At 35.3% G+C, this 12,658-nt stretch carries 24 protein-coding genes; all 24 read right to left on the bottom strand.

Annotation, left to right across the window (positions count from 1 at the left end):
- Positions 1-7 precede the first annotated feature (7 nt).
- Entirely contained in the window at positions 8-310 is a 303-nt protein-coding gene (locus AC2FB1_RS00495; protein ID WP_490673327.1) for a hypothetical protein, read from the bottom strand.
- A gap of 47 nt (positions 311-357) precedes the next feature.
- The gene (locus AC2FB1_RS00500; protein ID WP_490673328.1) at positions 358-867 is read right to left on the bottom strand and encodes a tail assembly chaperone; all 510 of its coding nucleotides are present in this window, start codon (positions 865-867) and stop codon (positions 358-360) included.
- Positions 868-921: 54 nt separating this feature from the next.
- The gene (locus AC2FB1_RS00505) at positions 922-1,461 is read right to left on the bottom strand and encodes a phage tail protein (protein ID WP_490673329.1); all 540 of its coding nucleotides are present in this window, start codon (positions 1,459-1,461) and stop codon (positions 922-924) included.
- Positions 1,448-1,885 (bottom strand): DUF3168 domain-containing protein, encoded by a 438-nt coding sequence (locus AC2FB1_RS00510; RefSeq protein ID WP_490673330.1) that lies wholly within the window; start codon positions 1,883-1,885, stop codon positions 1,448-1,450. The genes AC2FB1_RS00505 and AC2FB1_RS00510 overlap by 14 nt, the downstream gene beginning before the upstream one ends.
- 12 nt (positions 1,886-1,897) lie before the next feature.
- Positions 1,898-2,311, bottom strand: a complete 414-nt coding sequence (locus tag AC2FB1_RS00515) for an HK97-gp10 family putative phage morphogenesis protein (protein WP_490673331.1) — start codon at positions 2,309-2,311, stop codon at positions 1,898-1,900.
- On the bottom strand, positions 2,304-2,633 hold the full coding sequence (locus tag AC2FB1_RS00520) for a phage head closure protein (protein ID WP_490673332.1): 330 nt from the start codon (positions 2,631-2,633) through the stop codon (positions 2,304-2,306). Before AC2FB1_RS00520 ends, AC2FB1_RS00515 begins: the two co-directional genes overlap by 8 nt.
- Positions 2,626-2,940, bottom strand: coding sequence for a phage head-tail connector protein (locus AC2FB1_RS00525; protein ID WP_490673333.1), 315 nt, complete (start codon positions 2,938-2,940; stop codon positions 2,626-2,628). The genes AC2FB1_RS00520 and AC2FB1_RS00525 overlap by 8 nt, the downstream gene beginning before the upstream one ends.
- Entirely contained in the window at positions 2,940-3,233 is a 294-nt protein-coding gene (locus AC2FB1_RS00530) for a Rho termination factor N-terminal domain-containing protein (protein ID WP_490673334.1), read from the bottom strand. Before AC2FB1_RS00530 ends, AC2FB1_RS00525 begins: the two co-directional genes overlap by 1 nt.
- 15 nt (positions 3,234-3,248) lie before the next feature.
- Positions 3,249-4,061: a N4-gp56 family major capsid protein gene (locus AC2FB1_RS00535; protein ID WP_490673335.1), complete on the bottom strand. Its 813-nt coding sequence runs from the start codon at positions 4,059-4,061 to the stop codon at positions 3,249-3,251.
- A 17-nt stretch (positions 4,062-4,078) separates the two neighbouring features.
- On the bottom strand, positions 4,079-4,672 hold the full coding sequence (locus AC2FB1_RS00540; RefSeq protein ID WP_490673336.1) for a phage scaffolding protein: 594 nt from the start codon (positions 4,670-4,672) through the stop codon (positions 4,079-4,081).
- Positions 4,673-4,770: 98 nt separating this feature from the next.
- Positions 4,771-5,715, bottom strand: a complete 945-nt coding sequence (locus tag AC2FB1_RS00545) for a phage minor head protein (protein WP_490673337.1) — start codon at positions 5,713-5,715, stop codon at positions 4,771-4,773.
- Positions 5,675-7,105, bottom strand: coding sequence for a phage portal protein (locus AC2FB1_RS00550; RefSeq protein ID WP_490673338.1), 1,431 nt, complete (start codon positions 7,103-7,105; stop codon positions 5,675-5,677). Before AC2FB1_RS00550 ends, AC2FB1_RS00545 begins: the two co-directional genes overlap by 41 nt.
- A gap of 5 nt (positions 7,106-7,110) precedes the next feature.
- The gene (locus AC2FB1_RS00555) at positions 7,111-8,376 is read right to left on the bottom strand and encodes a PBSX family phage terminase large subunit (protein ID WP_490673339.1); all 1,266 of its coding nucleotides are present in this window, start codon (positions 8,374-8,376) and stop codon (positions 7,111-7,113) included.
- Positions 8,360-8,794: a terminase small subunit gene (locus tag AC2FB1_RS00560; protein WP_490673340.1), complete on the bottom strand. Its 435-nt coding sequence runs from the start codon at positions 8,792-8,794 to the stop codon at positions 8,360-8,362. The genes AC2FB1_RS00555 and AC2FB1_RS00560 overlap by 17 nt, the downstream gene beginning before the upstream one ends.
- Positions 8,795-9,150: 356 nt before the next feature.
- The gene (locus tag AC2FB1_RS00565) at positions 9,151-9,543 is read right to left on the bottom strand and encodes a hypothetical protein (RefSeq protein ID WP_490673341.1); all 393 of its coding nucleotides are present in this window, start codon (positions 9,541-9,543) and stop codon (positions 9,151-9,153) included.
- 284 nt (positions 9,544-9,827) lie between these two features.
- Positions 9,828-9,974 (bottom strand): hypothetical protein, encoded by a 147-nt coding sequence (locus tag AC2FB1_RS00570; RefSeq protein ID WP_490673342.1) that lies wholly within the window; start codon positions 9,972-9,974, stop codon positions 9,828-9,830.
- The gene (locus tag AC2FB1_RS00575) at positions 9,971-10,366 is read right to left on the bottom strand and encodes a hypothetical protein (RefSeq protein ID WP_490673343.1); all 396 of its coding nucleotides are present in this window, start codon (positions 10,364-10,366) and stop codon (positions 9,971-9,973) included. Before AC2FB1_RS00575 ends, AC2FB1_RS00570 begins: the two co-directional genes overlap by 4 nt.
- A 59-nt stretch (positions 10,367-10,425) precedes the next feature.
- A complete protein-coding gene (gene rinB, locus AC2FB1_RS00580) occupies positions 10,426-10,599 on the bottom strand; it encodes a transcriptional activator RinB (RefSeq protein ID WP_490673344.1) in 174 nt (57 codons plus the stop codon).
- Positions 10,592-10,870, bottom strand: a complete 279-nt coding sequence (locus tag AC2FB1_RS00585; RefSeq protein ID WP_017175563.1) for a hypothetical protein — start codon at positions 10,868-10,870, stop codon at positions 10,592-10,594. Before AC2FB1_RS00585 ends, rinB begins: the two co-directional genes overlap by 8 nt.
- A gap of 48 nt (positions 10,871-10,918) precedes the next feature.
- The gene (locus AC2FB1_RS00590) at positions 10,919-11,266 is read right to left on the bottom strand and encodes a MazG-like family protein (RefSeq protein WP_490673345.1); all 348 of its coding nucleotides are present in this window, start codon (positions 11,264-11,266) and stop codon (positions 10,919-10,921) included.
- The gene (locus AC2FB1_RS00595; protein ID WP_490673346.1) at positions 11,267-11,452 is read right to left on the bottom strand and encodes a hypothetical protein; all 186 of its coding nucleotides are present in this window, start codon (positions 11,450-11,452) and stop codon (positions 11,267-11,269) included.
- Positions 11,439-11,747: a hypothetical protein gene (locus tag AC2FB1_RS00600; RefSeq protein ID WP_490673347.1), complete on the bottom strand. Its 309-nt coding sequence runs from the start codon at positions 11,745-11,747 to the stop codon at positions 11,439-11,441. The genes AC2FB1_RS00595 and AC2FB1_RS00600 overlap by 14 nt, the downstream gene beginning before the upstream one ends.
- Entirely contained in the window at positions 11,731-11,943 is a 213-nt protein-coding gene (locus AC2FB1_RS00605) for a hypothetical protein (protein ID WP_490673348.1), read from the bottom strand. The genes AC2FB1_RS00600 and AC2FB1_RS00605 overlap by 17 nt, the downstream gene beginning before the upstream one ends.
- Positions 11,940-12,656 (bottom strand): HNH endonuclease, encoded by a 717-nt coding sequence (locus tag AC2FB1_RS00610; RefSeq protein ID WP_490673349.1) that lies wholly within the window; start codon positions 12,654-12,656, stop codon positions 11,940-11,942. Before AC2FB1_RS00610 ends, AC2FB1_RS00605 begins: the two co-directional genes overlap by 4 nt.
- Positions 12,657-12,658 lie beyond the last annotated feature (2 nt).

Genomic DNA, 12,658 nt, shown 5'->3' on the forward strand with positions numbered 1-12,658 from the left:
CCAATGGCTACCCTCCTTTTTGACTTGTAGCACGCATAGAATTTAAAAATCTACGTGTGCCTCGTTTTTGTACTTCTCTATTACGCTTATTCTGTGCCAATTTACGTTGTTTCATACGCTCATAGCCTTCTTCATCGTTACGAACAATATAACGATTACGTTCTATCTGTCTTTGCATACGTTTTAGAGGTTTACCAGCTTGTACTAGGCCGTTAGCTTGTGCCATGAACAACATATTCTCTTGTTCATCTAGCAACGCTTGCTTACGTCCTATTATCCAGTCTTTCCACTCATTAGGTGTTAAGCTCATGAGTTCGTCATAGGGTAGGTAGCCTATGTATTGACTGGTAATTTGTCTTATTTCTGAATAGTCGAGTAAGGTTCTTCGCCCATGATTTCTTTGTAGTTGTCCTTCATGAACTGAATACCGTTTTTCGTACTCTCTTTTTCGTCCTCTTTCACCATAGTTGGTGCGATATTCATTTGTGTCCAGAATAGACGTGATTTCTGTTTGAAAAAACCACTATTATTTAAGATATCTAATGCACCTTGTAAAAGTTCTAATGTATCTTCTTTTTCTTCAATAACTTCTGATAAAGCTAACTCAATATCTTCACGACTAGGAGCTTTCTTACCTAAGTAAGCAGTAGCACATTCCCAAAAGTCTGCAATTGAATTAGTATCACGTTCTAGCAAACCATTAAAAATATTATTGAAACCAGCTACTTTAGTTGTTTTACCTTCATTATCTTTATCTTCAGTTGCAAATTTCTCGGCTTTTTTATCGAATAAGAATGTAGCCTTTGCTTTAATTTCTTCGTCATTAATAGTTAATACTGTAATAGGATTGATTGTATTTTCTGCCATGTTTTAACCTCTTTCTTTTTATGAAATAAAAAATAGAGAGCGTTAAGCCCTCTATTAAGCACCTGCACTAGGTTTTCTTTCTTCATATGTGCCTGTATATGCGCCCATATCTTCCCATTCAACTGTTGGAGCTGATGCGCTAGGGTTAAGCCATTCAGGTGGTAATTCTGGTTGAGAACCGTCGGCACTGTTGAATTTGAATTTAGCAGTGATTTCGATTTTGTCATCTTCGTCATCAAATGACCATTCATGATCTTCAATAACGATGTAACCGAATGTACCATTATGAACGCCGTCACGTTTTTTAACTTCCCAGATCCATAAACGTAACTGTAAGAATTCTTTTACTGATTTCTTCAAGGCTTCTTGTCCTTTATCGCCGGGTACCTTATCAATTGTTAATTTAACTTCTTCTTCAACTGAATTACGACCATAGTCTTTTTTTCCACCAGTAATCATTTCAGATAAATCATTACTGATAGTATGGCCACCTTCAGCTAAACTAGCTAAAAGAACTGCATCTTCTTCGGATAATTCTTTTGCCAACTTCTCATCGGCAATTTGAATTGCTGCGATGTATTTATTTTGAGCCATTCGTTACACTCCTTTGTAATGTATTGTGTCTATATCTAAAAACAAGCCGAATGATGCCATGCTTTGTGTACTGGTCAATGTCAGTAATCACTTCTTGGGTATCAATTCGACTTTTAATAAATGAATAGTGTTCGATTTCAATTTCGTTGTTTAGGATATAGCCTAAAAATTGAATAATTCGTTTTGCTTCATACTGATTGCGAGTTTGACTGTAAACATGGAATGTAATTGCTACATCTTCAACCATGCTTGTTGTCGTTTCATCATTAGTGACGTTAGTTTCCCCAACAACGATATATGGGTAAACAGCGTCTTTCTGAACGCAATCAAAAACCCTACCACCAAGCTGTTTGTTGATGATAGGGTTACTCTTTAATTTGTTATATATCTCATTAAATAGATATGGTTCAACTGATACCCACATATCTTAACCACCTTATGAAAAATACTTATTGAAGAATGCTCTACCTTCATCAATAGCTGGGTTCCAGAAAGGTTGTGCATGTTGCCCGTATGTTTTATGCCATTCACCATCACCATCTTCATAAAACCATGGTATTTTTTTAGCACGACTACCACCAGGACCTTCTGCATATATGCCAGTTCCGTATTCAACGTATATAGCGTAGTCTGCACCAACACTAATTACGCTAGAAAAACCACCATCAGTAAATTTATAATCGATGCTTTCTCTTAAATAACTTGTATCTACTGGTGCTAACGCTACTGCTGTGTTGTAAATCTTCATTGTAGTCTTAGCAATACCTTTTTTAACCCAACTTTCCATTTCTTCCCTGTAATCTTCGAGTTCTGCAACTAAGTTCCAATTACCATATTTTACCTTAGCCAAGTGGACACTCTCGCAATCGTGTTAGATTGATTTCTTGTTGTCCGCCTTGATCTACTGGCTCGCCTACTACTTCGTAAGTTTTACCCTGATATTTAAATAATGTTTTGTTAGTGATTGGCACGCTGTACGGAGTATATAGGTTTCTATCGTAATTATTATCCATTTGATAGAACTTGAGTTGTTCAGATGATGTAGGAGTATCCATAAATCCTTTTATGACTTGTTCGCTTTTAAAGCGCTCTTTTTCATTAGGATACACACCTACTAATTCTCTTGAACCCATAGCAATGTGATGAGGGAATTCGTCATATGGGTTAAACATGATAACCACTCCATCTTAGCTTTCTGAACGGTTTTAAATGCTTATATGTCGCTTTAGGCATTTCAGTTACAAAAGTATAGCTAACCGTACCCATAGAACGTGATGAGATATTGCCATTTGCACTATATTTAATGCATTCTGCAATAAACTTCTCAACGCCAGTGGGTAAATGTTTAACGTCAAAAGTTTGGTTGCAATATTCTTCTGCTAACTTCAAATACTTAGGGATAAGCATGTCTATCTCGTCATCATGTGAAGTGTCATCAACAGGCGTTTGGTTGAGCATTTTTACATCAAGTGCGTCCATTATTTCGCACCTTCTAATGCGTCGATAAGTTCAGACTTTTTCATATGAGAAAAGCCTTCAATATCACGTTGTTTAGCAAGTTCTTTGAGTTCTGATACTTTCATATCATCTAACGCTACTTGCTCTTGTACACGCTCTATTAAAGGCTTATTTTGACGGTTATTTTTTGTGGATAATTCAGTTAATCGTTCTTTACTTACATCTAAACCAGTACGTGGAAATGGATCTCCAACGTTGTATTCATAGTTATTGTCTTGTAAGTCTGTAAAATACTTGATTACTTTATACGTCACTATTAATCACTCCTATTATGCGCCAGCATTACCGATTTTAACTACTTTGCTTTCATCATATAGGTAAGCTACATAATGTTTGTCTGAATATAATGCAGTCGCTTTACGTGAAGGGTCACGGTCAGTTTCTAAGAAGAAGTCACGTTTAGTAATTAATTTAACTGCACCACGTTTAGCTAAGATAGCTTCTCCTTCTTCTAATTTATTAGAACGTACAATAATTGCACCTAACGCTTCGCCAAATGCACCTTTAACGATAATGTTATCGCCTAATTCAGTTGCACGAGTGAAGTTTGCTGATGCACTAGCACGTAATTTACCAGCATCTTTAGGGTTCACGAATAATACCATTGGTTCTAAATCTTCATCGTTGAATGTGTCGATTGCAGTTTCTAAACCAGTTAATGTACCAATATCAGCGTTGACGCTTAATGTAGCACCACGTAAAGCATCTAATACATCATTATCTACTTTGTTAGCAATTGCTAAACCATGTTGACGTACTGCTTCGCCTTTAGGGTCGCCATAACCAGATAACAACGCTTCATCTGTAATTTCAGTACCTTTACCAATCTTACGAATTTTAGCTTCACGTCTATTAGTTTCGATTTTATCGATAGGAATCTTTTGTCCTTCTGGTACTACTGTTGCATCGCCACTGTAAACGAACGCTGGGAATGTTAAAGTGTCTCCCGGTTGACCTGCTAATGTGTTATCGATTTGTGCAAATTGAGCAAATCTTAATTTCTTATCTAATTCAGCTTGCATCATTGGTGCTAATACCTCTGGTACAACTTGATTAGCTAACATTGTTGTGCCTTGTGCCATATTTTATTACCTCTTTCCTAATTGTTAATTAGAGCGTCATATGTCTTTCTGTCATTCACAAATAGATCAGTTCTTTCGTCTACGCTCATATTGTTGAACTGTTCTTGTGTTATTCCGCCAGTAACGTTTCTACCTTCATCCGGTGTACGTCCACTAGGTTTTGTATCGGCAAATAAATAAGGCTTAGACTCTTTAAGCGTTTCAATTGCTTTATCTAAACCTTTTACAGTGCCATCGTCTTGCAATTCCAACTCATCTTCGTTAATGAAAGCTAGAATGTCGTTAGCGTCATTTGCATCTTTAGCAACTGCTAACTTAACAGCGTTATTCAGTTGTGATTTGTTGTACTTATCTTGCCACTCTGCGTTTTCTTTTTGTGTTTGTTCGAGTTCTTTTTTTAACTCGCTATCATCTTTCACAGAGTCTTTTAATTGGACAATTTGTTCATCACGGTTAGAAATCTCAGCTTTTAATTCTTCAATTTCTGCGTTCTTATCATTTAATCTTGAACGTGGTACCATTCCAGATTTACTTTCATCAATAGCATCAATAACTTTCTGCTTATCGATTTCTCCGTCTTTAAATTGTCCTAATAATGCATATAAGTCCATATTTAACTACTCCTTTTACGTTTTTAACGTGTTACGACACGAAAGATTAAAATAAAAGAAGCAGTTTAACGACTTACTTCAGGTCGAGTAGTAGGTTATTAGCCTTTTTGTTTCTCTTTCTCCCATTCACGATATGTAGTGAATGGAATAACGCCATCTTCTTTAGTTCTCATTACAGTAGGTAATTCATCTTCATCTATGTAATAAAGTAACTTACAACGGCAGTTAATATTTTCCTTTGCACTTGCAGCACCTTTAAATAACTTAGGTGCTTGTGCAGTACAACCACTTGAACGGAATACTTCATGTAATCTAAGTGATTGACCATCTAAGTGTCTGTGTGTATGTCTAGTACGTGTATCTTTAGTAGCTAACCAACGTTTGTGCATAGACAAACCGTTATCTCTTGCTACTTTCGCACTATCTAAACCAGCTTGTGACATTGCTCTACCAGCTTCAGTACGTGCTACACGTTGTGCTTGCGCCTTAGACATGCCTAAATCATCACGTAAGGCTTTAGCAATATGTGTGTACCCTTTACCATTTACAATACCTTTAGTGATTTCTATACGTATCTTTTTAAGCACGTTGTTTCTGTGACGTTCTAATGTTGGCACTAATTTAATCAAGTCAACTGGTTGTTCTATGGCTTTTTGTATAATGGCTTGATTTGGTACATCGAAGTCCATTGATGTTTGACTTGCCATTTCATACAAATAAAGGCTCATAAGATACTTCTCGATATAGACGTTTTGTTGAGATTGTTTAATAATCTTAGCGACTTCTCTATAATCTTGTGTCAATATCTGTCCTATACGGTCAAGTTCCTTATTGAGCCTGTTGTACTTATTAAATTCAGTCCATGTTACATATACATCATCAGATTCGTACTTAGAAAACATATCCGCTATTTCTTGTTTAATTTCTTTCAAACGGTTGGCAAATAATATTTCTATTTCTTTCTCTGCTGTCATTATCTTTCTATCAATATAATCATCTATATCATGTTGGTTGGTTATCTTCGGACTGTTGTTTTCTGCCATTCAAACCCTCCTCAATATCAGGGAGTTGTTGGTTAAGTTCAATATTTTCTTGTTCTATTCTTTCCATTTCTGCGACTGGATCATCAACCCATGCATGATTAGCAATAACTGTTTCTTTAGATAAGATAGCTGTTGAGTTCATAGCAATTTGAGAGTTTTCCAATTCATTTACCATGATGTTGAAGTTAAATGTAATCTCGATGTCTTGCACTTTGATATCTAACTTGTAGAAGTCAATGATGTATTGTAATAACTCTTGTAACGCAGTCAGTGTCTTATTCTTCAACTTATTCGCTTTTAAATCTAAGTTACTGTACATAAACTTTAGTGCGATACCACTAGGACTATTACCAAATTTATCTTGCTGGAAGTCTACGCCTTGACCGAACTCGATAATGTATTCACGTAGCATTTTTACATACTCTTTAACTGCGTCGACAGGTACTTCTACTTTAATCGTGTCTACTCCCGAGCCTTCGCCATCAACATTAATCGCTTTATAGTATTTAAGATTATGCATGAAGTCTTTTAAGTTTTCGCCTTCATAACCTTTTAGGATATAAATTAACTCCACAGACTCATCAAACGTATTTTGTGTATCGGATAAACGTCTGTCTAATGCATCAATAATCGTCTTATACATAAACAAATCTGATACTTCTTGAGGGTTATTCTTGAACGGAATAAACGGTACACGTCCCCAACTCATTAATTTATTACCTTGAAAATAATGTGGTTGGATATGGTCGTCACTACGATAAAAGTCAGGGATAAGCTGTTCTTCTTGTAACTCGTAGTACGTCACATCATCTTTAGTCCAGTACTCTACTCTTTCAGCACCATCTAATTCATACACACGAATAAATGCGTCTAACTCGTCACGCTCTTTGTTTGTCCAAATAGGAATTGCTTGTTCGGCAGGCACTCGGAATGTTTTAAACTCTCCTTGTTCATCAACATAAGGTTGTACCCACTCAATACCTTTATTGCTTGCAGCGGTTAGAATATCTACCAACTTATCGTCCCACTTATGATTAAGTACATGTTGAATAGTCTTGAGTGCTTTCTCGTTCTCTGTACCAAATGTAACTGGGTTAGCTACTGTGTATGCGACTTTTTGGTCTACTAAATTTTGATGATAGTTAGTGTACATTCTCCAGTCTGGTTTAGTTTCATCATAGTCACCGTTCACATCAGTTTTGAATGGTGCATCTAAGATATCCGGATGATGATTATAATATCGTTCTCCAATTGTGATGTTATCGATATTCTCTTTATGTTCTCTAACTAACCGCATTATCATTTCTTCTTGCGTTTCATACTTCGGCTTGATTTGTTCCATTATCGTTTCGTGATAAGGTCGTTCCCATGGCCAATTAATAATAACCACCTCGTTTACGTTAATATACTAATTTTGTTTTGACGCATATCACGTTCTAGCGCATATCTTGTAGCGTCTATTGTGTGATTGTCTTTATCTTCTAATCTTGGTTTGACGTTACCGTCTTTGTCTGTTTCATAATCAATATTTTCAAATTCTCTTGCTATATTAGGTGTGCGTGTTGGATCAATTACAATTGCATCTAAATCATCTAACCATTGTTCGCCATGTTCTACGCTGTCCGGCCCTTTTTTAACGCCTTTGATACGTCTGATACCATGCTCTTGTTTCAACTCTGCAATAGACTTAGGCTCTGCACTATCTGCATATATCTCATCAGATTGATAACCTTTCTTTTTCAACCAGTTAGCAAACTCCCTATTGCTTATTTGCACGCCATAATGTTCATCAACTGCGTAGATGATGCGTTTCTTCTTGTCGTAGTGCCAACGTACAAATGCTAAAGGGTCAGTCGCATATCCGAAGTCAACAGCATTACGGATATTATCAAATGAGTTATATAAGTCATCAGGTATCTTCTCAATGTGTAGATTGTTGAACGGTACAACACCACTACCGATTGCTTCTCCTAGATATTCCCAGCGATATCTCAATTCGTTACGTTCTTTTGCACTTTCTGCCTCTTGAACGAACTGTTTAGATATATAAGGGTTATTCAAGTATGTTGAGTGATGTACAAACGTGTTAGTTGGTTGGAACGATGTTTCATACTTCTTATTCGCCCAGTGTTGCTTACGCTTAGCTGGGTTGTATGAGAAAAAGAATTTATAAAATAGTCCTTCGTCTAGTTCTCCACGTAACATTGAGTTAGTGATTGTTGTTACTTCATCTTCTGTTTTAAATTCGCCTAATTCTTCTATCCACATAATAGAAAAAGGGAACCGACTATCTTTTAACGACTTTAATCGTTCAGGGTTCTGCGCCCCTCTAAAGATAATTCTGTTCCCTCTAGGTATATATGTGATTTCCATAGGCGATACTTTAACTTTAAATAAGTGTGATACCTTTTGTTCTTCAATCGCCCATTTGATTTGTTCAAATACAGATGTTGCTAATGTGTTATCTGTTTTACGTACTACAACAGCGTTCATAGGATAACGCATAATAAGTTGAGTGATAATGATAGATATGTCAGATGATTTACCACTACCACGTCCACCTTTAGCGACTACGTTTAATATATTAGGGTTCTTAGTTGCTCGCCATAAGTCGTGAAAGTGCTTAGGTATCAGTTGAGATAAGTCAATTGATATCGTCATTGAACTGCACCGTCGCATTTGTTTCGATTTGTTGTTTATCAGTCCACATCATATAACGTTTACCTAACAACTCTGCTGCTTTTGTCCTAGCGTTTGTATCGGATCGTTTCTCTAAAGATTCTACTTCCATTTCGCCTTTACCAATTCCGACAGGAATAAGTTCTTGGTCAGTAATTTCTCCACGAATGACAGAAGTAAGGTAACGAAGTATCTCATCTTGGTCTGCAATTGCTTCTTTCTTATGTTCTTCCATTCGTTCATCTATATACGCTTTAACACTCACATTTTCCAACAATCTAACCACATTACCTTTTGCATAACTCTCACTGTAACCTGCTTTAATTGCCGATTGGTATGCGTTTCCTGTCTTTATATATTCATCTGCGAACACTTGTTGTTTAATACTTAATTTCGTCATCTTATGCTACCACCTACTTTACGTTAATAACTCTATATATTTGTAATAAAAAAAGACTACCCGAGTTGCTCTCGGATAGCCAAAATCTAAATTGATTAATCGCACATTATATGAAAAAAAGGAGACGTATGTAAGAGTATTATCGAAACTGCCTATCTCACAGATAGACAGTTCAGCAATCGGACCCATAACATCTACAAGATGATAAGTGGTTATCCAATCACTTGTGTTAGGTACATCTCCGGGTAACTTATAAAAACGCTACACTAGGAGATAACTCTTACACAAAGATTATATTATGATTTTTTCATTTCTCATAATAGCGTCTATTATGTCCAATCTTTCCACTTGTTCCACTATTGCATTAAGAATATCTGTTCTGCTAAATCTATTTTGCGGTCTTTTAAATAGTTCTTATGGATAGGTAACTCATCACAAATAACCTTACTTGTTTCCCCACGTTTCAAATAATCGAGCAATACATAATTAAGTGTATCGAGTTTAGGTTGGTGTTTATTAATCACATTGATAATACCCAACATCTTTGCATAATGACTATTAAACTTCTCTAATCGTATAACAGTTTGTTCTACCTTACTGCTATTTTTTCCCTCTGTTTTAGGCATGGTTGCCTCTATACCATATTGAGCAATTGAGTTGCTACTATAATCTGGACAGTGTGACGCAATCGCATTACACCACCAGCTATAATTATTTATTCCCTGTAAAATATCATCTCTACTATACACTTATATTGCCCTCCATATAAATTAGTATCTGGTACTAATTATAACATAAAAATAAAGATTAAGCCCATCGTAACAGGCTTAACCATTAAAAATATTGAATATAATCAATAAATATATACCAAATGTTATTGTGTTTATTAATATGCCCAATAAAAACAATAGTAATATTGGTTTAATTCCTTTTCCTGAAAAATAATTTGGAAACTTTATTTCGCTAATATAAAATAAGAGTATTGTTGCAATAAGTATCGGAAAGATTACAGACCAGTTCACTTATCTTCCCCCTAATCTTCATATTTACTCAATCTATGTTCTAGTAACCTTACTTGATATTCCTTACCTTCCATATTCCCCCTTAATTTGGCGTTCTCTATTGCAAAACCAAATGTTAATATCGTTAAAAATACACATATGATGATAAGCCAACTCATTCTGCTACCTCCAAATTAGGTTTATGTTGTAATACACGACCACCGCATTTTTTCGCATACTCTTTAGCTGTCTTTAAATCTTTATAATAAGTTGCCTTAAAGACATTTTCCGTAAAAAGAAAAAATGTAGAAGTAGGTAAAGTGCCACCTTTTTTAAAATACTCGTAAGCGTCATATCCTTTTTCTACTAAATAAATACCGTCGTTTACTTCAATTAAATATCCTTCCATATAACTCACTCCCGTTTTATTGTTAGATGTATTTTTCTTTTTTGTCTTTTGAGATTCTTTGTACACAGCTAAATGATTAGCATTCATTCCCTCTATATCCATTTTCAGTCGTCGATTATCCGAACGTAATTTAGATATATTCTTGTTAGTTTTTCTATACATACTCATCGTTATTAGCCAACATAAAGTCATAATTATAAATAGTATTGTCATTACCCACACTACTCACTCACCTCTGCTTTGATTAAATCGAATTGATCTGTTTCTAATGCAAAGTCATTAGGTGCGTCAATATCATCTTCGCTTTCTAAAATAGTGATGAGTAGAGAAGTGAGATACTTCCCTAACTCATACATAGCGATTAAGAATAAATCTTTAATTATGTGTTTAATCATTACTACGCACCTCACTTTTAAAATTAATATCTTTTACAGTGATACTATTATGATCTTCTAATAAATAATAATAACTAGATAAGAAATCTGCTATAACTATAGGATGCTTAACAGCCATTCCTTGTTGAGTATTAATTCCGGACAATTTTAAAAAATACACGTCGCTATAATTGATTACTGAACAATCACCGACAATCAAGGTGTCATCTTCTATTTCAAACTCAATGCCTTTGCTAATTAATTCTGAAGTTATTATTTTGAAATCACTCATTCCGTTCACTCCTTACCAAGTATTCTTTTAATCTCTGCTAATATGTCCTTACTCTTTAAGGTCTGCTTCTTTGATGAATGTGCCATTGATTGTCTTTCCTTTTCTTCCTTTAATTTCGTCATATGCATACTGTAAACACTCCTGTAACGTCATATCATGTTGTTGTGCCAATATGATTAAAGTAACGACTGTATCGCCTATACCGTCTTTTAATGCGTCCATTTGCCCGCGAGATAATGCTGCTGCAACTTCGCCTGCTTCTTCATAGAATTTAAGTGCTTGTCTATCTGAATTACCTTTGTGTAAATCTTTATCAATACTCCATTGTTGTACTTGTTCTACTAATTGATCTAAACTGCCAAAGTTTTCTGTTTTTGATTGTCCTAATGTGTTCATTTATTGTTCCTCCCAATATTTGATTAAAATATATGAACGTTCTCTATTATTTGCGTTCTCAAAATGGTTAACTGAATAACCTAGTACATGTAAGTTTGGATATATGGATAAGTAGCTTTCTAATTTTTCAGTAGCTAACTTATCGTCGTTATTCTCAAAATCTCTTAATTCTTTAACCTTCCACATCACTACCACGCTCCCTAATAATGTCCAAATATCGTTCGTAAACTTCAGCTGCACCATTAAAACCATGTTTTCTATTTGCATTAGCCGAAGTTTCGAACATTTCTTCTAACTTATCTAATATTTCTGCCTTCCTTTTAATCTCTGCCATATCGTCAATAAGCTCATCACGTTGTTTACGGAAACTGTCACGTTCATCTCTAAACTTCCACCAATCACTACGTGGATAGCTTTCATCCCAATCTAAATCATTGTTTTTAATGAATTCCAATACTTGTTCTTTAGTTACTTCTGCCATTCTTTACACACTCCCTATTACTTTTCTTCTTTCCATTAGGTACTCGCATTGTTACGTTCACATTCGACATACGAATAACAAATCCTTCTACGCCCATAGCCTTTAGTTCATGCTGTACTTCGGTAGGCGATTTACCTTTTGTTTGGTATTTGTACGTCTGTACTATGGTTTCATCTAACTTAAAAATATTACTCATGCGTTCAACTCCTCATATTCGTCTGCCCACATGAACGCTCTATATCCGATTGAGTGATAGTTTTGTCGTAAGTTGTTACAACATTCGCAAATCGTATTCCTGTTATATAGCGTCACTTGCTCGGCTTCTCTTGTGCTTTTAAATTCATCTAACAATTCGCCATGTTCTCCGATAAAAACAATGCCCCTGCGTTTACTTTTATGACCTGTAAGACGACCTAATTCTTCTCTAGAAGTCTTTTCTAAATTGTTTGCTCTGACATCGTATTTCAGTCCATTTTTAGCATGAATAACATCGTCTTTATCTAAGTTTCCATAGAACGCTTCATAAACAAGCCTATTAGCTCGATAGTGTTTCTTTTGATATTTGATAGATGGATAACCTTTTTGACTAAATACAAAATAGTAACGCCAACCTGTATTAGTTTTAGTTCTAAATCTAGCATGATCGCTTACATATAAACCTTTTAATCTAGTTTCACGCCATACTTCGTTTGGTATTTCTATTTGCTGGATAAGTTGGCGTTTCTCTTTAACAGATAAAGGTTCTCTAATGAAGTAGCACTCTAACTTTTGGTTATATGTTCTATTTTGAATATATCTTGTAAGTGATGATGGTATAATGCCTAATACTTTATGAGCGTATTCAGTTGAAATGCGGGTAAGCCGATTGAATAACGGCTCCCACATGTATACTGGCAATTTCTTTGCCATGC

This window comes from Staphylococcus sp. CoH_129_LAB_1 (genome assembly GCF_058191515.1).